General features: G+C 74.1%; 20 protein-coding genes and 1 other RNA gene. 20 read left to right on the top strand and 1 reads right to left on the bottom strand.

Annotated elements, in window-relative coordinates; genetic code table 11:
• Positions 1 to 35 precede the first annotated feature (35 nt).
• The 19 genes from ACYQ02_RS04030 to ACYQ02_RS03940 all read left to right on the top strand — a co-directional run bounded on the left by ACYQ02_RS04030 (position 36) and on the right by ACYQ02_RS03940 (position 21,453).
• A complete protein-coding gene (locus ACYQ02_RS04030; protein ID WP_460039148.1) occupies positions 36 to 2,231 on the top strand; it encodes a RelA/SpoT family protein in 2,196 nt (731 codons plus the stop codon).
• A gap of 259 nt (positions 2,232 to 2,490) precedes the next feature.
• Positions 2,491 to 3,018 carry a D-aminoacyl-tRNA deacylase gene (gene dtd / locus ACYQ02_RS04025; RefSeq protein WP_460039147.1) on the top strand — a complete coding sequence of 176 codons (528 nt, stop codon included), beginning with the start codon at positions 2,491 to 2,493 and terminating at the stop codon, positions 3,016 to 3,018.
• A 95-nt stretch (positions 3,019 to 3,113) separates the two neighbouring features.
• On the top strand, positions 3,114 to 4,658 hold the full coding sequence (hisS, locus tag ACYQ02_RS04020; RefSeq protein WP_460039146.1) for a histidine--tRNA ligase: 1,545 nt from the start codon (positions 3,114 to 3,116) through the stop codon (positions 4,656 to 4,658).
• A gap of 5 nt (positions 4,659 to 4,663) precedes the next feature.
• Positions 4,664 to 6,502, top strand: coding sequence for an aspartate--tRNA ligase (gene aspS / locus ACYQ02_RS04015; protein WP_460039215.1), 1,839 nt, complete (start codon positions 4,664 to 4,666; stop codon positions 6,500 to 6,502).
• A 95-nt stretch (positions 6,503 to 6,597) separates the two neighbouring features.
• Positions 6,598 to 6,783: non-coding RNA, 6S RNA (gene ssrS, locus ACYQ02_RS04010), on the top strand.
• A gap of 493 nt (positions 6,784 to 7,276) precedes the next feature.
• Positions 7,277 to 7,606: a thioredoxin gene (gene trxA, locus ACYQ02_RS04005; RefSeq protein ID WP_460039145.1), complete on the top strand. Its 330-nt coding sequence runs from the start codon at positions 7,277 to 7,279 to the stop codon at positions 7,604 to 7,606.
• A gap of 99 nt (positions 7,607 to 7,705) precedes the next feature.
• Positions 7,706 to 7,972, top strand: coding sequence for a hypothetical protein (locus ACYQ02_RS04000; protein ID WP_460039144.1), 267 nt, complete (start codon positions 7,706 to 7,708; stop codon positions 7,970 to 7,972).
• Positions 7,973 to 8,021: 49 nt separating this feature from the next.
• Entirely contained in the window at positions 8,022 to 9,062 is a 1,041-nt protein-coding gene (locus ACYQ02_RS03995; protein WP_460039143.1) for a threonine aldolase family protein, read from the top strand.
• A 63-nt stretch (positions 9,063 to 9,125) separates the two neighbouring features.
• Positions 9,126 to 10,697, top strand: a complete 1,572-nt coding sequence (locus ACYQ02_RS03990; RefSeq protein ID WP_460039214.1) for an AAA family ATPase — start codon at positions 9,126 to 9,128, stop codon at positions 10,695 to 10,697.
• Between the two features lie 84 nt (positions 10,698 to 10,781).
• On the top strand, positions 10,782 to 11,462 hold the full coding sequence (locus ACYQ02_RS03985) for a thymidine kinase (protein WP_460039142.1): 681 nt from the start codon (positions 10,782 to 10,784) through the stop codon (positions 11,460 to 11,462).
• 50 nt (positions 11,463 to 11,512) lie between these two features.
• Entirely contained in the window at positions 11,513 to 12,187 is a 675-nt protein-coding gene (gene deoC, locus ACYQ02_RS03980) for a deoxyribose-phosphate aldolase (protein ID WP_460039213.1), read from the top strand.
• Positions 12,188 to 12,281: 94 nt separating this feature from the next.
• A complete protein-coding gene (locus ACYQ02_RS03975; protein WP_460039141.1) occupies positions 12,282 to 14,114 on the top strand; it encodes a pyrimidine-nucleoside phosphorylase in 1,833 nt (610 codons plus the stop codon).
• A gap of 114 nt (positions 14,115 to 14,228) precedes the next feature.
• A complete protein-coding gene (locus tag ACYQ02_RS03970; RefSeq protein ID WP_460039140.1) occupies positions 14,229 to 15,986 on the top strand; it encodes a S8 family serine peptidase in 1,758 nt (585 codons plus the stop codon).
• Positions 15,987 to 16,107: 121 nt separating this feature from the next.
• Complete coding sequence (locus tag ACYQ02_RS03965) at positions 16,108 to 16,533, top strand: RrF2 family transcriptional regulator (RefSeq protein WP_460039139.1); 426 nt, start codon at positions 16,108 to 16,110, stop codon at positions 16,531 to 16,533.
• Between the two features lie 206 nt (positions 16,534 to 16,739).
• Positions 16,740 to 17,912, top strand: coding sequence for a cysteine desulfurase family protein (locus ACYQ02_RS03960; protein WP_460039138.1), 1,173 nt, complete (start codon positions 16,740 to 16,742; stop codon positions 17,910 to 17,912).
• A 125-nt stretch (positions 17,913 to 18,037) separates the two neighbouring features.
• On the top strand, positions 18,038 to 19,231 hold the full coding sequence (mnmA, locus tag ACYQ02_RS03955) for a tRNA 2-thiouridine(34) synthase MnmA (RefSeq protein WP_460039137.1): 1,194 nt from the start codon (positions 18,038 to 18,040) through the stop codon (positions 19,229 to 19,231).
• Positions 19,232 to 19,688: 457 nt separating this feature from the next.
• Positions 19,689 to 19,880 carry a hypothetical protein gene (locus ACYQ02_RS03950; RefSeq protein ID WP_460039136.1) on the top strand — a complete coding sequence of 64 codons (192 nt, stop codon included), beginning with the start codon at positions 19,689 to 19,691 and terminating at the stop codon, positions 19,878 to 19,880.
• A gap of 4 nt (positions 19,881 to 19,884) precedes the next feature.
• Positions 19,885 to 20,097 carry a hypothetical protein gene (locus ACYQ02_RS03945; protein WP_460039135.1) on the top strand — a complete coding sequence of 71 codons (213 nt, stop codon included), beginning with the start codon at positions 19,885 to 19,887 and terminating at the stop codon, positions 20,095 to 20,097.
• A gap of 9 nt (positions 20,098 to 20,106) precedes the next feature.
• Positions 20,107 to 21,453 carry an AI-2E family transporter gene (locus tag ACYQ02_RS03940; protein ID WP_460039134.1) on the top strand — a complete coding sequence of 449 codons (1,347 nt, stop codon included), beginning with the start codon at positions 20,107 to 20,109 and terminating at the stop codon, positions 21,451 to 21,453.
• A 308-nt stretch (positions 21,454 to 21,761) separates the two neighbouring features.
• On the opposite strand, the gene ACYQ02_RS03935 is transcribed toward ACYQ02_RS03940, so the two are convergent.
• Complete coding sequence (locus ACYQ02_RS03935) at positions 21,762 to 22,187, bottom strand: thioesterase family protein (RefSeq protein ID WP_460039133.1); 426 nt, start codon at positions 22,185 to 22,187, stop codon at positions 21,762 to 21,764.
• 529 nt (positions 22,188 to 22,716) lie between these two features.
• Here ACYQ02_RS03935 and alaS point away from each other — a divergent pair.
• A complete protein-coding gene (gene alaS / locus ACYQ02_RS03930; RefSeq protein ID WP_460039212.1) occupies positions 22,717 to 25,395 on the top strand; it encodes an alanine--tRNA ligase in 2,679 nt (892 codons plus the stop codon).
• Positions 25,396 to 25,465: the final 70 nt, after the last annotated feature.

Below are 25,465 nucleotides of genomic sequence, written 5' to 3'. Positions count from 1 at the left end.
GCGCCGGCCCACCGGCGAAAGGGGGTGTCCAGCCCGTGGCCGTCGAGCTGCAGCCTTCCATCACGCCCGACGAGCTGCTCCAGCGGGCGGGCCGCTACCTGGGGCCCGCCGAGCTGGAGTGGCTGCGCCGCGCCTTCGAGTTCGGCAAGGCGGCCCACCAGGGGCAGAAGCGGGCCTCGGGCCAGGACTTCATCGAGCACCCCCTGGCGGTGGCGCTGATCCTGGCCGACCTGGAGCTGGACGCCGCCACCCTGGTCGCCGCCCTGCTCCACGACACGGTGGAGGACACGCCCGTGACCCTGGAGCAGGTGGAGCGGGAGTTCGGGCCGGAGGTGGCCCTGCTGGTCGACGGGGTGACCAAGCTCAACCAGATCGAGTGGCGCACCCGCCTGGAGGAACAGGCGGAGAACCTGCGCAAGATGTTTCTCGCCATGGCCCGGGACATCCGGGTCGTGCTGATCAAGCTGGCCGACCGGCTGCACAACATGCGGACCCTCGGGGTGGTCCCGCGGGAGAAGCAGATCGCCAAGTCCCGGGAGACCCTGGAGATTTTCGCGCCCCTGGCCCACCGGCTGGGCATGTCCCAGATCCAGTGGGAGCTGGAGGACCTGGCCCTGCGCTACCTGGAGCCCGAGCGCTACCGGGAGCTGTCCGAGCGCATCCCCCGCAAGCGCGCCGAGCGGGAACAGCTGGCCCAGGTGATCATCGCCACCCTGAAGACCCGGCTGGCGGAGGCGGGCATCCGGGCCGACATCCAGGGGCGGGCCAAGCACTTCTACAGCATCTACCGCAAGATGTACGAGCAGGGCAAGGACCTGTCCCAGATCTACGACCTGATCGCCGTGCGGGTCATCGTGGACACGGTGAAGGACTGTTACGGGGCCCTGGGGGTGGTCCACACCATCTGGCGGCCGCTGCCCGGCCGCTTCAAGGACTACATCGCCACGCCCAAGTCCAACATGTACCAGTCCTTGCACACCACGGTGATCGGGCCCCAGGGCGAGCCCTTCGAGATCCAGATCCGCACTTGGGACATGCACCGGACGGCCGAGTACGGCATCGCCGCCCACTGGCGGTACAAGGAGCGGGGGCGGACCGACAAGGATTTCGACGCCAAGCTGGCCTGGCTGCGCCAGGTCCTGGAGTGGCAGAACGACCTGGGCGACGCCCGGGAGTTCATGGAGTCGCTGAAGATCGACGTCTTCTCCGACGAGGTGTTCGTCTTCACCCCCAAGGGGGACGTCATCGACCTGCCGGCCGGGTCGACGCCGGTGGACTTCGCCTTCCGCATCCACACGGAGATCGGCCACCGCTGCGTCGGCGCCAAGGTCAACGGGCGCATCGTGCCCCTGGACTACCGGCTCAAGAACGGCGACATCGTCGAGATCCTGACGAACAAGCAGTCCAGCGGCCCCAGCGCCGACTGGCTGCAGTTCGTCCGCACCTCCACCGCCCGCAGCCGCATCCGCCAGTGGCTCAAGAAGCAGCGGCGGGACGAGAACCTGGAGCGGGGCCGGGCCATGCTGGAGCACGAGCTCAAGGCCCACGGCCTGCCGGTGCGGGAGGTCTGGCGCAAGGACTGGCTGGACGAGGTGGCGGCCCGCTACAACCTGAGCGACGCCGAGGAGCTGCTGGTCTCCATCGGCTACGGCGGCGTGGCGGCGGGCCAGGTGGCCGGCCGGCTGCGGGATCTCTACCGGCGCCAGGTGGCCCGGGAAGGGTCCGAGGCAGCGCCGGCCCTGCCGGAGGAAGGCCGGCGCGCCCGGGTTGCCCCGGCCCGGGGCGCGGGGGTGCGGGTCGACGGCCTGGACCAGATCCTGGTGCGCTTCTCCCGCTGCTGCAATCCCGTGCCCGGCGACCCCATCGTGGGCTACGTGACCCGGGGCCGCGGGGTCTCGATCCACCGGGCCGATTGCAATATGCTCAAGGCGAGTCCCGACGTGGGCCAGCGGCTGATCGACGTCAGCTGGGACCAGGTGGCGGGGCAGGCCTTCCCGGTGGCGGTGGAGATCGACTGCTACGACCGGGTGGGATTGCTCTCGGACATCACCGCCGTGGTGGCCGACACCCGGCGCAACATCCTGGCCGCCCGCACCCGCACCCACCGGGACGGCACCGCCACCATCGACCTGGTGGTGGAGGTCCAGAACCTGGAGCAGTTCGACCAGCTGCGGCGCCAGCTGGAGCGGGTGCGGGACGTGATCCGGGTGCAGCGGGTGGCCAGCCGCTAGGCGTTCTCCTGCGGGCGCCCCGGCTCGCCCGGCGGACCGCGGGATCCGGCGGTGGGCCGGGCCGCGGGACGGCCCCGCGGGGCCGGCCGCCGGCCCCGCGGTGGGGCCGGGGACGGCCGATCGGGATGGGTCGCCGCGGGCCGGGGATGGGGCCCCCGGCGGGGCGAACCCCGCGGCGGCGGGACCGCCCCGCGCCGCCCCGCAGGCCATCGCGGCGGCCGGCGCAGGGAAGGACGATCGGTGGGAACGGAGGTCGGGTATGCGGGCCGTGATCCAGCGGGTGGCCCGGGCCGCGGTGCACACCGCCGGACAAGCCCCTCGCACCATCGGTCGAGGGGTCGTTGTTTTGCTGGGGGTCCAGCGGGGCGACGGCCCGGCCGATGTGGAGTGGATGGCGGACAAGATCGCCCAGCTGCGCATCTTCCCCGGTGAGGGCGAGGCCGCCGGCCGCCATTTCGAGCGGTCGCTGCTGGAGGTGGGCGGGCAAGTGCTGCTGGTGTCCCAGTTCACCCTGCTGGGCGACTGCCGGCGGGGCCGCCGGCCCTCCTTCACCGAGGCCGCGCCGCCCGGGGAGGCGGAACCCCTCTACGAGGCGGTGGCGGCTGCCCTCGAGTCCCGGGGCCTGTTCGTCCAGACGGGATGGTTCGGGGCCGACATGCAGGTCGAACTGGTCAACGACGGGCCGGTGACCCTGGCGCTGGACAGCCGGGCGGCCCGGGATCCGGGAGGCTCGGGGAGCTCGCCCCGGCCACCGGTGGAGCGGGCGGGCGGCCGGCCCGGCGGATGACACGAACCGCCCGGGTTCGGGGCATCACGGCGCCGGGGCAATCACGGGCAGGTCCTGCGCCCCGGCGCGTTCGGCCGGCGACGGGAGGGAAGGGTTTGGAGCGGATCCAGCGACCCCGCGGAACCTATGACGTGGTCCCCCAGGAGGCGCCGCGCTGGCAGGCCCTGGAGGCCAGGATCCGGGACGTGGCCGCCCGCTTCGGCTTCGGCGAGCTGCGGACGCCGGTGATCGAGGCGCGGGAGCTCTTCCAGCGCACCGTGGGGGAGACCACGGACATCGTCCAGAAGGAGATGTACGTGCTGACGCCGCCGGGCAGCGACCGGCAGCTGGTGCTGCGGCCGGAGGGAACGGCGGCGGCGGTGCGCGCCTACCTGGAGAACGGGCTGCACAACGGGCCCCAGCCCGTCAAGCTGTACTACATCCAGCCCATGTTCCGCCACGAGCGGCCCCAGGCCGGCCGCTATCGCCAGCACGTCCAGTTCGGCGTGGAGATCTTCGGGGCCGGGGAAGCGACGGCCGACGCGGAGATCATCGCCCTGGCGGTGACGTTGTTCGGCGAGCTGGGCCTGGAGGGGCTCCAGGTGCACCTCAACAGCATCGGCTGCCCCGCCTGCCGGCCCCGCTACCGCCAGGCCCTGCTGGACTACTACCGGCCCCGGGCGGCCGAGCTGTGCGCCGACTGCCGTGCCCGGCTGGAGACGAACCCTCTGCGGCTGCTGGACTGCAAGGTGCCGGCGGACCAGGTCCACAAGGCGGCGGCGCCGCGCACGGTGGACTACCTGTGCGACGACTGCCGGGCCCATTTCGCGCAGCTGCAGGCGGCCCTGGACGCGCTGGGGATTGCCTATCGCCTCGACCCCAGCCTGGTGCGCGGCCTGGACTACTACACCCGCACGGTCTTCGAGATCAAGTATGGGGGCCTGGGCGCCCAGGACACCGTCTGCGGCGGCGGGCGCTACGACGGCCTGATCGAACTCCTAGGGGGGCCGCCCACCCCGGGGGTCGGCTTCGGCATGGGCCTGGAGCGGCTGCTGCTGACCCTGGAGGCGGCCGGCCGGGCGCCAGGTGCCGCGCGGCCCCTGGACGCCTTCGTCGCCGTCACGGGCCAGGTCCCGCGGCCCCCGGTGCTGGCCCTGGTCCAGCGCCTGCGGCAGGCCGGCCTGGCCGTGGACATGGACCACGTGGGGCGCAGCCTCAAGGCCCAGCTGCGGGCGGCGGGGCGGCTGCCGGTGCGGTACGCCGTGATCCTGGGCGATGAGGAGTGGGCCCGCAAGGAGGCGACGGTCCGCGAGCTGGCCACCGGCGAGCAGCGCGCCGTGCCCCTGGCCGAGCTGGCCGCGGCGCTGCGGCGGCCGGCGGTCGACCCGGCGAGTCCGGCGCCCGCCCCGGTGCCCGCCCCGGCTGCGGCGGGGGGTGATGCCGCACCAGGCGAGGTGGATGCGGCCGGAGCGGATGCCCCGCCGGTTGGGGCCGGCGCCACACCGGTCGGCGGGAAGCCGGAGGACCCGGTATCGCCGGGGGCGGGGACCGGCGCGGGCAGGGCGGGGAGCGGCGCGGCGAGCCCGCCGGGTGCACGGGGAGGCCCGGCCCGCGCCGGGGCGAGCCATGGCGACCCTGGGTCGGAGGTGGAGTCGAAGTGACGGCGATGGACGAACCCGGCCGGGAAGGGACCACCCTGGTCCCGGCCCTCAGCGGCTGGCAGCGGGACGCGATGGCCCGGGACCTGGGCTGCGGCGAGGTGCGGCCCGAGCACGTGGGGCGCACCTTGACGGTGGCCGGCTGGGTCCACCGGGTGCGGGATCTGGGCGGTCTCCGGTTCATCGAGGTGCGGGACCGCACGGGGCGGCTGCAGCTGGTGATCAACGGCGCGGAAGCGCCCGCCGAGGTGGTGCGGGCGGCCGAGGCGCTGCGGGCCGAGTACGTGGTGGTGGCCCGGGGGCTGGTGCGCCGCCGGGCGCCGGAGGCGGTCAACCCCAGGCTGGAGACCGGGGAGGTGGAGCTGGTCCCCGAGCGGCTGTGGATCCTCTCCACCAGCAAGACGCCGCCCTTTGAGCTGGACGCCGCCGCCGAGGTGGATGAAGCCCTGCGCCTGCGGTACCGCTACCTGGACCTGCGGCGCCCCGCCATGTTCCGCAACCTGTGGCTGCGGCACCGGGCCTACCAGGTGGTGCGCCGCTACTTCGACCGCCACGGCTTCCTGGAAGTCGAGACGCCGATGCTGACCCGGAGCACGCCGGAGGGGGCCCGGGACTACCTGGTGCCCAGCCGCCTCTACCCGGGGCGCTTTTACGCCTTGCCCCAGTCCCCCCAGCTCTTCAAGCAACTGTTGATGGTGGCCGGCATCGAGCGCTACTTCCAGATCGTCCGCTGCTTCCGGGACGAGGACCTGCGGGCGGACCGGCAGCCCGAGTTCACCCAGATCGACGTGGAGATGAGCTTCGTCGACGTGGAGGACGTGCTGGCCATGGCCGAGGGGATGATGGCCGAGCTCTGGCGGGAGCTGCTGGGCGTGGCGATCCCCTTGCCGTTGCCGCGGCTCACCTACGCGGAGGCCATGGCCCGCTACGGCAGCGACAAGCCGGACCTGCGGTACGAGCCGGCCGTGACCGACGTGAGCGACGTCTTCGCCGCCACGGAGTTCCGCGGCTTCCGGTCGGTGTTGGATGCCGGCGGCGCCGTGCGCGCCCTGCGGGCGCCGGGGGGTGCGGCCCTCTCCCGCAAGGAGCTGGACGGCCTGGACGAGGCCGCCCGGGCTGCGGGGGCGCGGGGCATCGCCTGGATCGCCGCCCCCGAGCCTGACCCCGGAACCTGGCGCGGCCCGACGGTGAAGTTCTTCACGCCGGAGGAACGGGCCGCCCTGGCGGCGCGCCTTGGGGTCACGGCGGGCGACCTGGTGCTGCTGGCCGGCGACGAGCCCGAGCGCGCCTCCACCGTGCTGGGCAAGCTGCGGCTCCAGCTGGCCGAGCGCCTGGGCTGGCCCCGGGTGCAGGAGTGGGCCATGGCCTGGGTGGTCGACTTCCCGCTCCTGGAGTGGGACGAGGACGAGGGCCGTTACGTGGCGCGCCACCACCCCTTCACCTCACCCCGGGACGAGGACCTGGAGCGGCTCGAGACCGATCCCGCCGGGGTGCGGGCCAAGGCCTACGACCTGGTCCTCAACGGCTACGAGATCGGCGGCGGCAGCATCCGGATCCACCGCCGGGACGTGCAGGAGCGGGTGTTCCGCGCCATCGGCCTGCCGCCGGAGAAGGCCCGGGAGCGGTTCGGCTTCCTCCTGGAGGCCTTCGAGTACGGCCCGCCGCCCCACGGCGGCATCGCCTTCGGCTTCGACCGCATCGTCATGCTGGCGGCGGGCGCCTCCAGCATCCGGGACGTGATCGCCTTTCCCAAGACGGCGCGGGCCGTCGACCCGCTGACGGGCGCGCCGGCCGACGTGGATCCCGGCCAGCTGGAGGAGCTGCACATCCGGATCCAGCCGCGGTAGGAACGGGCCGTCCCGCCGGACGTCTCCAGCGACTTGTCATTGAAGGCCGCCGGCCGGCCGTGCTACGATGGAGGCGCACAAGCGGAGCGGTTCACGGCACCCTGCGGTGCGCGTGGTCTGCGCAGTGTCTTGATCCAACACCAAGACAAAGGGAGCCCGGCTCTCCGCGGCCTGCGTCCATGCCCCCACGGCAGGGGACGGGCAAGACGGTCGTGGGAGGGCACCCACCTGTGGGGGAACGGGTTCAAAGACTCGCGCGCCACGGCACACGCGGGGTTCGCCTTTTGCAGCGGAGAGGCCGGCCGGTTCATCCCGGCCGGTTTTGCCTTGGGGGCACCCTAAGGGCCACCCTAAGGGCCGGGAGGGAGCTCGGGGCCGGTGGAACGGCGGCGCGAAGGCCGGCCGGTACAGCCGGTGCGGACAAGACGGCCGGTACGGAAAAGACGCAGGTACGGACAAGACCCGGGGCCGGCCGGTGTGCACGGGACGGCCGGGGAGGGCGCGGCTGGCGGGCCCGCCTGGGCCGTTGTCCCCTGCCGGCCGATGTGGTTTAAGATGGAGGCGTACCCATCCCGGCCGCCCCGGCCGGGGAGCCTCCCGGGGCCGTGGCCGCCTGCGGGTGCGGGTCGCAAAGCCCCCGGCGAGGCGCCATGGATCGTGGATCCCGACCGGGGATCCCGATCCGGGCATCGGGCCATCGGGGAGGGGATGGGTGGATGCCGCAGGTCACCGGTGCCCCGCACCGGGCCGGCCTGCGGAGAAGGAGGCGTTGACATGGCAGCGGGCATCCTCGATCTCACCGCCGAGCAGTTCGAGGCGGAGGTCCTCCAGTCGGACCGGCCCGTCCTGGTGGATTTCTGGGCGCCGTGGTGCGGTCCGTGCCGGATGATCGCCCCCATCGTGGAGGAGATCGCCCAGGAGTACGCCGACCGGCTGAAGGTGACGAAGCTCAACGTGGACGACCACGGCACCATCGCCAGCCGCTACGGCGTGATGTCGATCCCGACCCTGATCGTGTTCAAGGGCGGTGAGCCCGTCGCCCGGATCGTCGGCTTCCGGCCCAAGGAGGAGCTGGAGCAGGAGATCCAGAAGGCCATCGGCTGAGGTGGAACGGGCGCGCGGGCGGGGCTGCGGCCGGCAGGGCCGCAGCCCCGCCCGTCTATCGGGGCGGCGAAGGCGGCATGGCACGGAAGGGTGAAACCCGTGGGGCCCATGGAGGGCAGCGAGCTGGCCGGCATGATTTCCGGGACCCCGGGGCCGGGGACCGCGGGGATGGGGGAGCGGCCGCAGGGCTGGGCCGACCCCGCCCCAGCGCCGGGCGCCGGTTCCGGGCCGGAGGACCAGGGTGGGCCCCCGGCCGGCCTGCCCCAGCGGGCCCCGGGCAGCTTCGCCTGCCCGGCCTGCGGCGGCGCCCTGGCCCGGCGCCCGTGGGGCTGGATCTGCCCGCGTTGCGGGTTCCACCCCACCTGAGGACAGGACTGCTGACCGCCCGGGAGGCGGTCCCGGAGGGAGAGCGGCGGTGGCGGACTTCATCGACTTCCGCAGCGACACCGTCACCCAGCCGACGCCGGCCATGCGCAAGGCCATGGCCGAGGCCGAGGTGGGTGACGACGTCTACGGCGAGGATCCCACGGTACGGCGCCTGGAGGAGGCGGCGGCCGAGCGGCTCGGCAAGGCCGCGGGCCTGTTCTTCCCCAGCGGCACCATGGCCAACCAGGCGGCCGTGCTGACCCACACGCGCCGCGGCGACGAGGTTTTGCTGGAAGAGGAATCCCACATCTATTACTACGAAGTCGGCGGGGTGGCGCTGCTGGCCGGCTGCCAGGTCCGGCCCCTGCCGTCCCGCCGCGGCGTCCTGGACCCGGCGGTGGTGGAGGCGGCCATCCGGCCGGCCAACATCCACTTCCCGCCGCCCCGGTTGCTGTGCCTGGAGAACACCCACAACCGCTGGGGCGGGACGGTGATGACCCCGGAGGAGACCGCCGCGGTGGCGGAGGTCGCCCACCGGCACGGGCTCAAGGTGCACCTGGACGGCGCGCGGATCTTCAACGCGGCGGTGGCCCTGGGGGTGCCCGCCCGCCTGCTGGCGGCGCCGGCCGACTCGGTGATGTTCAGCCTGTCCAAGGGGCTCGGCTGTCCCGTGGGGTCCGTGCTGGTGGGGGACGCCGACTTCATCGCCGAGGCCCGCCGTTACCGCAAGGCGCTGGGCGGCGGGATGCGCCAGGCGGGGGTCCTGGCGGCGGCGGGGCTGGTGGCGCTGGAGACGATGATCGACCGGCTGGCGGAAGACCACGCCCTGGCCCGCCGGCTGGCCGAGGGGCTGGCCAGCCTCCCCGGGGTCCAGGTGGACATGACCGCGGTCCAGACGAACATGGTGATGGCCGACGTCGCCGCCACGGGGCGGAGCGCCTACCAGCTGGCCGAAGCCCTGGCCGCCGCGGGGGTCAAGGTCAACGCCGTAGACCCGCGGCGCTTGCGCTGGGTGACCCACAAGGACGTGGGGCCGGCCGACGCGGACCGGGCCCTGGCCATCTTCCACCGGATCCTGGCCGGGGCCTGACGCCCGGCCGGGCGGGTTTCCCGGCGACGGCGCCGGAAGGGACCGGAGGGAGCGACGCAGGTGGTGCGCAAAGCGGGGCCCGCCGGGGCCCAAGGGGGGCAGGGGGGCCGGCCGACGCCAAGCCAGCCGGCCGACGATCTCTTCAGCCGGGCGGCGGAGGAACGGGCGCGCCGGGAGGCGCCCCTGGCCGAGCGCATGCGGCCCCGCAGCCTGGACGAGTTCGTCGGCCAGCAGCACCTGGTGGGGCCGGGCCGGCTCCTGCGGCGGGCCATCGAAGCGGACCGGCTGGGGTCCATCATCCTCTGGGGGCCGCCGGGCTCGGGCAAGACGACCCTGGCCCGGATCATCGCCCAGACGACCCGGGCCCACTTCGAACCCCTCAACGCCGTGACCGCCGGTGTCGGCGACCTGCGCCGGGTGGTGGAGCAGGCCCGGGAGCGGCGGGCCCTGGAGGGACGCTCGACGGTCCTGTTCGTCGATGAGGTCCACCGCTGGAACCGGGCCCAGCAGGACGCCCTCCTGCCCCACCTGGAGAGCGGCCTGGTCGCCCTGATCGGCGCCACCACGGAGAACCCCTACTTCGCCTGCGTCCCGCCGCTGGTGTCCCGGGCGCGGATCTTCCGGCTGGAGCCCCTGGCCGATGAGGACGTCCGCCGGCTGCTGCTGCGGGCCTTGGAGGACCCCGAACGGGGCCTGGGGATGTACCGGGTGGAGGTGGAACCGGCGGCCCTGGAGCACCTGGTGCGGGTGGCGGGCGGCGACGCCCGCTCGGCCCTCAACGCCCTGGAGCTGGCGGTGTTGACGACCCCGCCCGGGGAGGATGGGGTGCGGCGGATCACCCTGGCCGTGGCCGAGGAGTCCATCCAGCGGCGGGCCCTGGCCTATGACCCCACGGGCGACGAGCACTACGACCACATGTCCGCCTTGATCAAGAGCATCCGCGGCTCCGATCCCGACGCCGCCGTGTACTGGCTGGCCCGGATGCTCTACGCTGGGGAGGACCCGCGCACCATCGCCCGCCGCCTCCTGGTCCACGCGGCGGAGGATGTGGGCCTGGCCGATCCCCGGGCCCTGCAGGTGGCGGCGGCCGCCGCCACGGCCGCCGAGCAGGTGGGGATGCCGGAGGCCCGCATCCCCCTGGCGGAAGCGGTCCTCTACCTGGCCACGGCGCCCAAGAGCAACGCGGTGATCAAGGCCATCGACGCAGCCTGGAAGGCGGTGGAGGAACGGGCCATCGCCGGCGTGCCCCGCCACCTGCGGGACGCCCACTACCGGGGCGCCCGGGCCCTGGGCCACGGCCGGGGCTACCGGTATCCCCACGACTATCCCGGCCATTTCGTGCGCCAGCAGTACCTGCCCGACGAGCTCCTGGGGGCCCGGTTTTACGAGCCCAGCGACCAGGGCTACGAGGGGCGCCTGGCGCCGGTCATCGAGGCCCGCCGGGGCCCGGCCGGCCCGGCGGAGGCCGGCCGGGCCGGAGGCCAGGGCGCGGTGCCCGCCGGCGGTCGCGGGGAGGGAGCCGGCAGAGGGGATCCCGCCACCGGCGGGGACGCGCCCGGAGGGCCGGCGCCGTCACCGCCCCCAGGGACCGCGCCGCCGCCCGCAGGAACGGCGCCGCCGGCACGCGAAGAGTAGGCGGGCGCCCGGGCGCGAGAGACCGCCGCTGCCCACGCGGAAGCGACGGCCCGGGGAGAGGGAAGGGGAGCGAACGGACCGGACATGGCAGGTTACCTCGAGGTCATCACCGGCGGGATGTTCTCGGGCAAGACCGAAGAGCTCCTCCGCCGCGTGCAGCGGGCCCGCATCGCCCGCCGGCGGGTGTTCCTCTGCAAGCCCGACCTGGACCACCGCTACCGGCGGGACGCGGTGGCCTCCCACGACGGGCGGGATCTGGAGGCGGTGGTCATCCCCGCCGACCGGCCCCAGGACATCCCGGCCCGGGCCGCCGGCGCGGCGGCCGAGGTGGTGGGCATCGACGAGGCCCAGTTCTTCGCCCCCGCCATCGTGCCCGCCGTGCTGGAGATGGTGGAGGCCGGGATGCGGGTCATCGTCTCCGGCCTGGACATGGACTTCGCCCGGCGGCCCTTCGGGCCGATGCCGGAGCTCATGGCCCTGGCCGACGAGGTGGTCAAGCTCAAGGCGATCTGCGTGGTCTGCGGGGAGCCGGCCACCTTCACCCAGCGGCTGATCGGCGGGCGGCCCGCCGCGCCCGACGATCCGGTGATCCTGATCGGCGGACACGAGTCCTACGAGCCCCGGTGCCGCCGCCACCACCAGCTGGGTTCGACCCCCCGGGCGGCCTGGGGCCAGGCGGCTCCCGGACGGGAGGAGGGGCCGGTGGAGGCCGTTCCAGGCCGATCCGCGGAGGCCGCTACAGCCCGAAAGGAGGACGGCCGGTGATCCATTCCGGCGACAACTCCCTGGGCGGGGCCCCCGAGACCGCCCCGGCCCTGGACCGGCGGCAGCTGGCGGCCATGATCGACCACACCCTGCTCAAGCCGGAGGCGACGCCCCAGCAGGTCGAGCAGCTCTGCCGGGAGGCGGTGGAGCACGGCTTCGCGGCCGTCTGCATCAACCCCCTCTACGTTCCGCTGGCGGCGGAGCTCCTGGCCGGCGCCGGACCCGTGGTCTGCACGGTCATCGACTTCCCCCTGGGGGCCGGCTCGGCCGCCGACAAGGCGCGCCAGGCGGAGGCGGCCGTCGCCGCGGGGGCCCGGGAGCTGGATGTGGTCCAGCCCATCGGCCTGCTCAAGGCGGGCCGGCACCGGGAGGTGGTGGACCACCTGCACGGGGTGGTGGCCGTCGCCGCAGCCGCCGGGGCCCTGGTCAAGGTCATCCTCGAGACCGGCCTGCTCACCCCGGAGGAGATCGACCAGGCCTGCCGGCTGGCCGTGGAGGCGGGCGCCCACTTCGTCAAGACCTCCACGGGATTTGGCGCCGGCGGCGCCACCGAAGAGGCGGTGCGCCGCATGCGGGCGGCGGTGGGGCCCCGGGTGGGTGTCAAGGCGTCGGGCGGCATCCGTGACTACGCCACGGCGTGCCGCATGGTGGCCGCCGGGGCGAACCGCATCGGCGCCAGCGCCAGCCTGGCCATCCTGGCCGGCGCGCCGGAGCCACCGGCTTGAAACCCGGACGGCACGGCCTGGGGATCCGGTCCCCCTGGACGAACCGGCCCCAGACCGGCCGGCGGGCAACACGCGGGAGAGGGAGGCGGGCCCCGTGCGGGCGTACGACCTGATTCTCAAGAAGCGGGACGGCGGCACCCTGACCCGGGAGGAGATCGAGTGGTGGGTGGAGGGGGTGGCCCGCCGCACCATCCCCGACGAGCAGGTGGCCGCCTGGGCCATGGCCGTGTTCTTCCGGGGCATGGATGCCCGGGAGACGGCCGACCTCACCCGGGCCATGGCCTTCTCCGGCGAGACCGTCGATCTCAGCGACATCCCCGGCGTCAAGGTCGACAAGCACAGCACGGGCGGGGTGGGCGACACCACCACCCTGGTCCTGGCTCCCCTGGTGGCGGCCGCCGGGGTGCCCGTGGCCAAGCTCTCCGGTCGCGGGTTGGGCCACACCGGGGGCACCCTGGACAAGCTGGAGTCCTTCCCGGGGTTCCGGGTCGAGCTGAGCCGCGACGCCTTCGCCCGCCAGGTGCGGGAGGTCGGCATCGCCGTCGCCGGGCAGACGGCCGATCTGGTGCCTGCCGACAAGCGCCTCTACGCCCTGCGGGACGTCACCGCCACCGTGGACAGCATCCCGCTGATCGCCGCCAGCATCATGTCGAAGAAGATCGCCGGCGGCGCCGACGCCATCGTCCTCGACGTCAAGACCGGATCGGGCGCCCTGATGAAGAGCCTGGACGGGGCCCTGGAGCTGGCCCGGCTGATGGTCGACATCGGCCGCCACCTGGGGCGGCGGGTCGTCGCCCTGGTGACCGACATGAACCAGCCCCTGGGGCGGGCGGTGGGCAATGCCCTGGAGGTGCGGGAGGCCATCGCCACCCTGCGCGGCCAGGGTCCCGCCGAGCTGACGGAGGTTTGCCTGGCGCTGGGCGGCATCATGCTCTGGCTGGCGGGCAGGGCGGCCGATCCGGCCGCCGGGCGGCAGCAGCTGGCGCGCCACCTGGAAGCGGGCGACGGCCTGGCCATGCTGCGGCGGCTGGTCGAGGCCCAAGGTGGGGATGCCCGGGCGGTGGACGACCCCGATCGCCTGCCCCAGGCCCGCTACCGGGAGGCCTTCGCCGCGCCCCGCGGCGGCTACCTGGTGGCCATGGACGCCCAGGCCGTCGGCACCGCGGCCATGGTGCTGGGCGCCGGCCGCGCCCGCAAGGAGGACGTCATCGATCTGGGCGCCGGCCTGGTGATGGCCAAGCGGCTCGGCGAGCGGGTGGAGGCCGGGGAGCCCCTGGTGGAGCTGCACTTCAACGATCCCGGCCGGCTCGAGGAGGCCCGGCGCTGGCTGGAGCGCGCCTTCACCCTGGCGGACGAACCGGCGCCCCTGCCGCCGCTGATCCACGCCGTGGTGGGGGCCGAGGGCGTGCCAGGGGCCGGCCCTCTTGGGCCGGTGGCCGGCGCTCCGGGGATCCCGCCGGCCACCCTAGCCGGTGCCGGGCCGGCAGGCGGTGGGGGCGTTGGGGCCGGCGCCGCTGGGGCCCGCCAGGCCGTCGCCGGGCTTGCGACCGGCGATTGGGGGCCCCTCATGGAGCTGGCCCGCGCCGCCCGGGAGACCGCCATCGCCCCCTTCTCCCGCTACCGGGTGGGGGCCGCCCTGGAGGCGGAGGACGGCCGGGTCTTCACCGGCGGCAACATCGAGAACGCCAGCTTCGGCCTGACCATGTGCGCCGAGCGGGTCGCCCTGTTCAAGGCCTTGTCGGAGGGGGCGCGCCGGTTCAAACGCATCGTGGTCACCGCCGACGGGCCGGAGCCGGCCTTCCCCTGCGGGGCCTGCCGCCAGCTTCTGTTCGAATACGCCCCGGGTCTCCAGGTGTGGATCGACGGCCAGCCCGCGCCACAGCCCATCGAGGCCCTGCTGCCCCACGGCTTCCGCCTGGAGCGGTAGAGGGCCGGCGAAGGACGCCGCCCGCGGCCGGCGGGGCGGGTCGCAAGGGAACGGCCCGGGCGCGAACTCCTCTCGTGAGCACGATCCCAAGGTTCGCGGGAGGGGTGTGAAGCCGTGGGGAACGGGTTGCGACGGGGATGGGACCGCTTCGGGCGCCGGGTGGCCGGCCTGGTGCTCGCCCTGACCCTGGTGGTGGCCCTGGTGGCGCCGGCCCGGCCGAGCCACGCCGCCGTCGAGGTGGACCAGGTGCTGGCCCGCTTGCTGGCGACGGCCACGGGGCCGGTGGAGGCCGTGCTGACCTTCGATCACCGGCCGACGGAGGCCGAGGTGGCCGCCATCCAGGCCAGCGGGGTCCAGGTGCACACCTTCCGGGTCCTGCCGATGGTGGCCGTCAAGGGCACAGCGGCCCAGATCAAGGGCCTGCTCGGCTTGCCGGGGCTGATCTCCGCCTACGCCAACCGCCAGCTGGAATACCTGCTCGATGAGAGCGTGCCCCTGATCGGTGCGGACCGGGTGTGGAAGGAACTGGGCTACACCGGCAAGGGCGTCACCATCGCCATCCTGGACAGCGGCATCGACGCCACCCACCCCGACCTGCCGTACGGGGACAAGGTGGTGGAAAACGTCAAGATCGCGCCGGATCTCTTCGGCACCGGCCCGGTGGTCGTGGAGGGCCTGGCCAACACCGACACCTCCAGCGGCCACGGCACCCACGTGGCCTCCACGGCGGCGGGGACCGGCGCCGCCCTGGGCGGCAAGTACACCGGCGTCGCGCCCGGGGCCCGGCTGGTCGGCGTGGGGGCCGGCGAGACCCTGTTCATCCTCAGCGCCCTGGAAGGGTTCGACTGGATCCTGGCCCACCGGGAGGAGTACGGGATTCGCGTGATCTCCAACAGTTGGGGGACGACCGGTGAGTTCTCGCCCGGCGACCCCATCAACGTGGCCAGCAAGGCGGCCCACGACGCCGGCATCGTGGTGGTGTTCGCCGCCGGCAACTCGGGGCCCGATCCCAACACGCTGAATCCCTACGCCGTGGCGCCCTGGGTGATCGGCGTGGCCGCGGGCAACAAGGACGGCAAGACGCTGGCGGACTTCTCCTCCCGGGGCATCCCCGGCGATCCCCTCTACCATCCGACCCTGACGGCGCCGGGGGTCGATATCGCCGCCGCCCGGGCCACCACCGGCGTGTACATGAACGCCTTCTTCGCCCTGGACGTGGTGGAACTGGGCACCGATGCCGTCTGGTACGCCGTGGCCAGCGGCACCAGCATGGCCACGCCCCACGTCTCCGGCACCGTGGCCCTCATGCTGGAGGCGAACCCGGCCCTGGGCCCCGATCTGGTCAAGCAGGCCCTGGTGGACACGGCCACCCCCATGCCCGGGTACGAGGAATGGGAGGTCGGCGCGGGCTACCTCAACGCCTATGCCGCCGTTGAAAAGGCCGCGCGCATGTCGGCCAAGGTGGGCCAGTACCGGGACAAGAAGACCGGCAAGGTCTACGAGACCTACAGCGAGACCTTCACCTGGGAGGGCACCATCGGACCCGACACCGACGGTGTGGTCGCCACGGTCCAGTCCCAGGACGTGACGGAGCATTCCATCGGCAAGGGGGCGGTCCAGGCGGACGTGCAGATCCAGTGGGACCTGCCCGGGACGGACCTGGACCTGTACGTGCTCGATCCCGCCGGCACCCGGGTCGCCGAGTCGACCCAGTGGTTGCCGACGACGGAGCAGGTGACCCTCACCCCCGATCTGTGGGACCGGCGGGACCTGCCCTCCGGCACCTACCGGGTGGTGGCCGACGGCTACCTGACGGTGCCCCAGACCTATCGCGGAACCCTGACGGTCCACTACATCCTGCGCGGCCGCTGACCGCCTTTGACAGGGTGCGCGCCCCCGTGCTAGCATGGCCGTGAGAAAACCCAGTGAATCAGTGGGAATTGGCACGCCCGGCCGGTTCTTCCGGCCGGGCGCGCCCTGTGAGGGTTCGGCCATGCAATTGTCGACACGGGGCCGGTACGGCGTGCGGGCGATGTTCGAGCTGGCCCGCCGTTACGGGCGGGGGCCGGTGCCCTTGCGCGAGGTGGCGGAGGCCCAGAACCTGCCGGAGAACTACCTCGAACAGCTGATGGCGCCGCTGCGCAAGGGCGGTCTGGTGCAGAGCGTGCGCGGCGCCCAGGGCGGGTACGTGCTGGCCAAGGATCCGGCGCACATCACGGTGGCGGACGTCGTCCGGCTGCTGGACGGCCCCATCGGGCCGGAGACGGACCAGGAGGCGACGGGCAGCCCGTCGGTGGCCGACCCCGTGTGGGAGGCCGTGCGGCGGGCGATCACGGAGGTCCTGGAGGGGACCACGCTGGCCGACCTCTGCCGCGAGGCCGAGGCGCGCCAGCGGCGGGGCTACATGTTTTATATCTGAGCTCCCGGTCCCAGCGACCGTAGGGCGCCGGCACCCCGCCACCGGGACCGGCCGGACCGGCCGCAGGAAAGGCGACGTGGGAAACCGGCGCCGGGGGATGATCGCGACGGGCGGCGGGACGCCGGCCCCCGGGCGGTGGGGCGGGCCGCACGGTCGGGGCGGGCGGCACGAAGGAGACAGCACCAAGGAGAAAGGGGGTGGTGACGATGGGCGAGCGCGTCTACATGGACCACGCGGCCACCACGCCGGTGCGGCCGGAGGTCCGCCGGCGGATGATGGAGGTGCTGGAGCAGGCCTGGGGCAATCCCTCCAGCCTGCACTACGCGGGCCGGGCGGCCCGGGCGGTCATCGACGAGGCGCGGGCCCAGGTCGCCGGGCTGCTCCATTGCCAGCCCCGGGAGGTGATCTTCACCTCCGGGGGCACGGAGGCCGACAACCTGGCGTTGAAGGGCGCGGCCATGGCCCACCGGGACCGCGGCCGGCACATCGTCACCACCGCCGTGGAGCATCACGCCGTGCTCCACGCCTGCGCGGCCCTGGGGCGCGAGGGCTTTGACGTCACCTACGTGCCGGTGGACGGGGAGGGCCGGGTCGACCCGGAGCGGGTGCTGGCCGCCTTGCGGCCTGACACCATCCTGGTGTCCGTCATGCTGGTCAACAACGAGGTGGGGACGATCCAGCCGGTGGCGGAGATCGCCCGGGCCGCGCGGCAGCGGGGCGTGCTGGTCCACACCGACGCGGTCCAGGCGGCCGGGGTCCTGCCCCTGGACGTCGACGCCCTGGGCGTGGACCTGCTCAGCCTCTCCGCCCACAAGATCGGCGGGCCCAAGGGCGCGGGCGCCCTCTACGTGCGGGCGGGGACGGCCTTGCTGCCCCTTCTGGACGGCGGCGGCCAGGAGCGGCGGCTACGCTCGGGCACGGAGAACACCGCCGCCATCGCCGGGTTCGGCCTGGCGGCCGAGCTGGCCGCCCGGGAGCAGCCGCGGCGGGCGGTGCGGCTGGCGAGCCTGCAGAGGCGGCTGGAGGAGGGGATCCTGGCCCGGATCCCGGGGGCGCGGATCCACGGCGCCGGCGCGCCGCGGGCGCCCCACATCACCAATGCGGGCTTGCCCGGGATCACCGCCGACACCGTCTTGATCCAGCTGGACCTGGAGGGCATTGCCGCGTCCAGCGGATCGGCCTGCAGCGCCGGCACCCCGGAGCCGTCCCATGTCCTGCAGGCCATGGGCCTGTCGGAGGACGAGGCCTTCAGCGCCATCCGCCTCTCCCTGGGCGACGGCACGACGGAGGCCGACGTGGACCGGGTGCTGGACGTGTTGCCCCGGGTGGTCGAACGGGCCCGGCGGGCCCGCAGCCTGGGCCTGGTGGCCGGGGCCTAGGGCGGCGCCCGGGGCCGGTGGGCGGGGTGGCGGCTCGGGCCCGGCCCGCCCGGCCGGAACCACCCGCCCGGCCGGAAGAACCGGAGACAAAGCCATTGAAACGGGAAGGGAAAGGGGGTGGCGACGTGGGCCAGGCGAAGAAGGGCCGGGTCCTGGCGGCCATGAGCGGCGGCGTCGACAGCTCGGTCATGGCGGCCCTGTTGCGCGACCAGGGGTATGAGGTCATCGGCGTGACCATGCAGACGTGGCCTGCCATGGAGCCCGACGACGAGGCGCGCTATGGGGGGTGCTGCTCCCTCAGCGCCATCGACGACGCCCGCCGGGTGGCGGAGCGGCTCGGCATCCCCTACTACGTGATGAACATGCGGCAGGACTTCGAGGAGAAGGTCATCGACTACTTCGTGGCCGAGTACCTGCGCGGGCGGACGCCGAACCCGTGCATCGCCTGCAACCGGTACATCAAGTTCGACGAGTTCCTGCGCCGGGCCGAGGCGCTCGGTTGCGACTACGTCGCCACCGGCCACTACGCCGTGGTGGAGTACGACGACGCGGTGGGCCGGTTCGTCCTGCGCAAGTCGGCCGACCGGCGCAAGGACCAGACCTACGTGCTCTACAACTTCACCCAGGAGCAGCTGGCCCGCACGCTGCTGCCCATCGGCCGGTTCGAGAAGACCCAGGTCCGCCGGCTGGCCGAGGCCTATGGCCTGGTGACGGCCCGCAAGCCGGAGAGCCAGGAGATCTGCTTCGTCAAGGATGACGACCACCGGCACTTCCTGGAGGAACGGGCCGGCGACCGCATCCAGCCCGGTCCGATCTACGACACCCGGGGACGGCGCATCGGCACCCACCGCGGCCTGGCCTACTACACCGTGGGCCAGCGCCGGGGCCTGGGCATCCAGAGCGACCGGCCGATGTACGTGGTGCGGATCCTGCCGGAGAAGAACGCCCTGATCGTCGGTCCCGACACGGCCACCTACGCCCGGGGGCTGCGGGCGGTGGACGTGAACTGGGTCTCGTGGCCCGGGCTGGCCGGCGAGGCGCGGGTCACCGCCCGGGTGCGGTACAAGTCGCCGGAGTCCCCGGCGGTCGTCCGGCCGGTGGACGGCCGGCAGGACGTCATCGAGGTCTGGTTCGACGAGCCCCAGCGGGCCATCACCCCGGGGCAGGCCGTCGTCCTCTACGACGGGGACCGGGTGGCCGGTGGGGGCGTCATCGCCGAGGTCCTCGATCCCGTGGCCCCCGACGCCCTGCAGGACGAACCCGGCCAGAGGGCGGCCGCTCCCGGCGCCGGAGCCGTTCCGGTGGGCACGCCGGCCTAACCGGTGCACGAAGTCGCGGAACCGCCCCGGTACCTGGCTCCGGTGGCTTCCACCCGGCCCCGCCGGGCCGGGACACCCCGCCGGCGGCCCGGCGCCGGTGGCCGGCGCGGCGCCCGTGGCCGGCGCGGCGCCGCGTCCCGATCCCGCGCGCCAGGCCGCCATCCCGAGGCCCGGGCCGGGCCCCCAGTCGGGCTCCCGGCCGGGCCCCTATTCGGGCCCCTGGCTTGCGCCGATCCCGGGGCTCGCCCCATCCCGGCCTGCTCCCGCGACCTGCAGCCGCCGCCTTCCCCGGGGCCGCGCCTCGGCCGCCCGCCGGGCCACCGGACCCGCCCGGCACCCGGTCTCCTGGGGGCGGGACCCCGCCCGGGCACGCCGCCGCCACCGACCCTCCCAGTCCCCCGCATGACCCCCGCACGGCCCGTGCAGATTAAGGAAGAAGTCGAGGGGGGACGGCACCATGCGCTGTCCGATCTGCGCGGGCAATGCCACGGGGCGCATCGGCCAGAACGAGTGGTACTGCTGGGATTGCTGCATCGAGTTCCAGGACCTGGGCTCGGGCCAGGTGGACTGTTTCGTCCTGGACTCGGAGGGGAACCGGGTGCGGCTGGTGGCCGAGGCGGCGGGCGGATCCGGGCCGGTGGAGGGGTGAGACCATGGGCGGCCGGTTCTGGGCGGGTGTGGTGGTGGGCGGCCTGATGGTGGCGGCCCTGGAGTGCGCCGGGCTGAGACCGGCGCGCTGGCTGGCGCGGGCGGGGCGGTGGAGCCAGCAGTGGCTGGAGGTCCAGGTGCCGCGCCAGCGGCGACGGCTGGTCCGCTGGGCCCGGCCCCGGGCCCGGCGGCTGCTGGCCAGGGTGGGGACCCGCTAGGTCGGGGCCATGACGGCAGGGTCCTGGCGCAGGGTCGCGTCAGGCGCCGCCCTGGCCGTCGCCGCCCTGGGCCTGCTCTACCTGTTGCGGGGTACATGGCCGCCCTTCGTCCTGGCCCTCGTCCTGACCTACCTCCTGGCGCCGGCGGTGGACTTCCTTGAAACCCACGGCCTGCGCCGGGCCACGGCCATCCTGCTGCTCTACCTGCTGATCACCCTGGCGGCGGCGGTGGCCGTCGTGTACCTGCTGCCGGGGTTCCTGGACGAGTTGAACCGCCTGGGCACCCAGCTGCCCGGCTATACCCGCCGGCTGCGGGAGCTGGTGGAGGGGGTCCGGGAGGATGCCGCCCGGGCCACGCTGCCGGCGACGGTTCGCCAGGCGGTGTTGCAGCAGATCGACCGCACCGAGGGATGGGTGGCGGCCCGCCTGGCGGACCTGACCGGCGGCCTGGTGGAGGGACTGCTGGGGGCGGCGCCGCTGTTGCTGGCGCCGGTGCTGGCCTTCTACCTGCTCAACGACCTGCCCCGGCTGCGCCGCTGGGCCCGGGAGCGCCTGGGGGACGGGCCCCGGCGGCGGTGGCTCGACCTGGTGCGGGCGGTGGACCAGGTGGTGGGCGGGTTCATCCGCGGGCAGCTGCTGGTGGCGGGGTTCGTGGGGCTCATGGTGACGGCCGTCGCCACCTTCTTCGGCCTTCGCTTCGCCGTGCTGCTGGGCGCCCTGGCCGCCCTGGCCGACCTCATCCCCTACTTCGGTCCCGTGATCGGCGCCGTGCCCGTCGTGGCCATGGCCGCCCTGCAATCCCCGGCCACGGCCCTCAAGGCGGCGGTGGCCCTGTTGCTGATCCAGTGGATCGAGAACAGCGTGCTCTCGCCCCGGATCCTGGGCCACCGGGTCGGCGTCCATCCCCTGGTGGTGATCAGCGCCCTGCTGGTGGCCGGCCACCACTTCGGCGTGGCCGGCCTGCTGTTCGCCGTGCCCGTGGCCGGCCTGGTCCACGTCCTGCTGGCCTTCGCCTGGCCCGAGTGGGTGGGCGGGCTGGAGCGGCTGGTGAACAGGCCCTCGGGCCCTCCGCCGGCCAAGGGGGAGCGGCGGGCGGCGGCCGGGGATCCGTCCCGTCCCGGCGAGCCGGGGGCCGGCGACCGGCCGGGGGACGAACCGGCCGCCGACGGGACCGCCGGCCCCACGGGGCCGGTGGCGCCGGCCCATGGGGAGCCGGCAGGGGCCGGCACCGGCGATGCCGGTTCCACCGCACCGGCGGGCCCGGCCACCCCGGCCGGCGATGCGGCGGGCCCCGGGGAGCGGCGCACCGGCCGCACCATCCGGCCGGTGCGCTGGCGGCCCAAGGTGCCCCGGTGAGGGGAGGGCGCTCCCGGGCAGGGCGTTGGGGACCGGCGGAGGGGCGGGCCCAGGGTCAGGGACCGCAGCGGGGGCAAGGGAGCGGGCTCGCACGGGCCGTGGAACTGCCGGCTGAGGCCTGCCCGGGCCCACCGGGGTCGCGGGGCCACCGGTTCAGTCCCTGGCCGGGGCGCAGGGCTCCCGGCCCAGGCCCACCCGGGTCGCGGTGCCGGCGGCTTGGGCCCGCCCGGGTCGCCGGGTTGCTGGCTCAGGCCCGCCCGGGTCGCGGTGCCACCGCTCAGAGCCGGCCGGGTCGTGGCGCCGCCGGCTCAGGCCCCGGCCGGATCACCAGCGGCCAGGCGGCGCTGCAGGTCGGCGATGCGCCGGCGGAAGGCCTGCCGGTCCAGGACCACCTGGATCTGCCGCCCCTCGGCGATCTTCTCCAGGTCGTTGTAGGCCTCGACCCGGCAGATCACCCGGTTGCCCTCCACTGCTTCCAGCACCGCCACCGCCCGCACCCGCGCCCCCACCGGGGTCGGCGCCAGGTGGCGCACCTCCACGGCGTAGCCGACGCCCTCCTCGTGGGGTTCCAGGTAGGGCTCCAGAACCCGCCGGGCGGCGTGTTCGAGATGGTGGACCAGCGACCAGGTGGAATACAGGGGGTGGATCACCCGGCCGTCGAAGGCGGCCTGCATGCTGGCGTCGACGACGGCCTCGACCTCGGCCCGCAGGCCGGGCACGAATCCGGGCTTCACCGGCATCACCTCACAGGCTGCTTCGCCGCCGCTGCCGGCCCCCCTGCCGCGGCCTGCCGCGGACGGCGCCCCGTCCCCACGTTGACGAGCTTCGCCGGAAATGGCAAAATGCCCGTGATTCCATGGGCCGTGCCCGGAGGGGACGGCCCCGGCGATGACGGGACCAAGCCGCCCGCCCGCCCCCCAGAGAGGGAACCCCTGGCTGCGAGGTTCCCGGGCGGTGGCGTGCAAGCCCTCCCGGAGCCGGTGCACCAAGGAAGGCCCTAGCGTCCCGGCCCCTTCCCAAGTGCACCCGGCGGCGCACCGTTACCGCGCGGATCGGCGCCCGTCCTGGACGCAGGGCGCCGACCCACCGAGGCCCCGCCCGCGAGGACGGGGTGAACCCGGGTGGTACCGCGGCTTGCCCGCCCCGGCCGAGGCCGGCGGCGGCTTTTTGTTTGATACGGCAAACCCGACGACGATTCCGACGGGGAGGTGCGGATCGGTGGTTGCCAACAGGGCGCCCGCCCGCGGCGCGCAGCCGGGCGGCATGCCGGCGGCGGAGATCCGTCGCCGCTTTCTGGAATTCTTCGAGCGCAACGGCCATACCGTCGTGCCCAGTTCGTCCCTGATCCCCAAGGACGACCCGACCCTGCTGTTCACCAACGCGGGGATGGTGCAGTTCAAGGACGTCTTCACCGGCAAGGAGAAGGTGCCCTACAAGCGGGCGACCACGGCCCAGAAGTGCATGCGGGCCGGCGGCAAGCACAACGACCTGGAGAACGTGGGCAAGACCGCGCGGCACCACACCTTCTTCGAGATGCTGGGCAACTTCTCGTTCGGCGACTACTTCAAGCGCGACGCCATCCGCTTTGCCTGGACCTTCCTGACGGAGGAACTCGGTCTGCCCCGGGAGCGCCTCTGGGCCACGATCTACCGCGACGACGACGAGGCCTTCCAGCTCTGGCAGGAGGTCACGGGCATCCCCGCGGACCGCATCGTCCGCCTGGGGGAGAAGGACAACTTCTGGGCCATGGGCGATACCGGCCCCTGTGGCCCCTGCAGCGAGATCGTCTACGACCGGGGCGAGGAGTTCCGCTGCCAGGCGGAGACCTGCGCCATCGGCGCCTGCGACTGCGACCGCTGGCTGGAGATCTGGAACCTGGTCTTCATGCAGTTCAACCGCGACGAGAGCGGCCGGCTGGAGCCCCTGCCCCGGCCCTCCATCGACACGGGCATGGGGCTGGAGCGCATCGCCTCGGTGATGCAGGGGGTCGCCTCCAATTTCGACACCGACCTCTTCCGCCCGCTGATCCAGGCGGTGGAGGGGATGACGGGGCGGCGCTATGAAGAGGGGGAGCAGGGCTTTCCCTTCCGCGTCATCGCCGACCACGCCCGCGCCTGCACCTTCCTGATCGCCGACGGCGTGCTGCCTGGCAACGAGGGGCGGGGTCACGTGCTGCGCCGCATCCTGCGCCGGGCCGTCCGCTTCGGGCGCATCCTGGAGCTGCGGGAGCCCTTCCTCTACCGGCTGGTCGACACCGTGGCCGAGGTGATGGGGGACGCCTACCCGGAGGTGCGCCAGCGGGCCGATTACGTGGCCCGGGTCATCCGCGGGGAGGAGGAGCGGTTCTTCCGCACCCTGGACCAGGGCATGGCGATCCTGGCCGAGGTGATCGAGCGGGCCCGGCAGCGCGGCGACGGCCTGATCCACGGCGAGGAGGCCTTCGTCCTCTACGACACCTACGGCTTTCCCCTGGACCTCACCGAGGATGCGGCGGAGGAAGCCGGCCTGCGGGTCGACCGGGAAGGCTTCGAGCGGGCGATGGCCGTCCAGCGCCAGCGGGCCCGGGCGGCCCGGGAGGTGGAGGAGGGGTGGGATCCCAGCTCCCCCCTGGCGCAGGCCCTGGCGGACGAACCGGCCACCACCTTCACCGGCTACGAGCGGCTGGAAGACGAGGGCACGGTGCGGCTTCTGGTCCGGGGGGAGGAACCGGCCGAGCGGGCCGGTGCCGGCGAGGAGATCGGGGTCATCCTGGACCGCACGCCCTTCTACGCCGAGCGGGGCGGCCAGGTGGGCGACACCGGCTGGTTGGAGACGGCGGGGGCGCGGCTGGAGGTCCTTGACACCCAGCCCCTGCCCGGGGGCCGGATCCTCCACAAGGTCCGGGTCGCGGAGGGAACCGTCCAGGTGGGCGACCGGGTCCGGGCCCGGGTCGACGCGGCCCGGCGCGTGGCCATCATGCGCAACCATACGGCCACCCACCTGCTCCACGCGGCCCTGAAGCGGGTGCTGGGCGACCACGTCAACCAGGCGGGTTCGCTGGTGGCGCCGGACCGGCTGCGCTTCGACTTCACCCACTTCGAGGCACCGACGGCGGACCAGCTGCGGGCCGTGGAGGATGAGGTCAACGAGCAGATCCTGCGCAGCGTGCCCGTGCGCTGGTACTGGACCAGCCTGGAGGAGGCCCTCGAGGCGGGTGCCATGGCCCTGTTCGGGGAAAAGTACGGGCGCGAGGTGCGGGTCGTCCAGATCGGCGACTACAGCCTGGAGCTGTGTGGCGGGACCCACGTGGCCTCCACCAGCGACATCGGCCTCTTCAAGTTCACCGCCGAAGGCAGCGTGGCGGCCGGCGTCCGGCGGGTCGAAGCGGTGACGGGGTGGTCCAGCCTGGAGTACCTGCGGCGCCGGGAAGCGGTTCTGGAGCGGCTGGCCGCCACCTTGCACGTGCCGGTGGACGATTTGCCCCAGCGGCTGGAGGCCCTGGTGGAGGGGCAGCGCCAGCTAGAGCGGCAGCTGCGCCAGCTGCGCCTGCGCCTGGCGCGCCAGGCGGCGGACGGGCTGCTGGCCGGGGCGCCCACCGTGGCAGGGATCCGCGTGATCGCAGGCGAACTCCCCGTGGACGACGCGGACGTCCTGCGGGAGACGGCGGATTACCTGCGCCAGCGGGCTGGGGAGGCCGCCGTCCTGCTGGGCGCCCGGACCGCCGAGCGGGCGCTGCTGGTGGCGGCGGTGACTCCCGGCGCCCAGCAGCGGGGCCTGCACGCGGGGCGCCTGGTGGGCGAGGTGGCCCGCCGGGTCGGGGGCGGCGGCGGCGGCCGGCCCGACCTGGCCCAGGCCGGCGGCCGCGAGCCGGACCGCCTGGCCGAGGCCCTTGAGCACGGGCGGCGCCTCTGGCTGGACCAGCTGGCGGCGGAGACCGCGGCGGGCGCGGCGGGGCAGGGCTGATCCCCGCCGGGATCGCCGCCGGGCCCGGACCGCGGCCACCGAGAGGAAGCGAGAAGCGGAGGCGGAGAGC

This window comes from Thermaerobacter litoralis (genome assembly GCF_054654595.1).
Note: the sequence above shows the minus strand (reverse complement) of the source record. Positions and strands in the feature narration are given on the sequence as shown.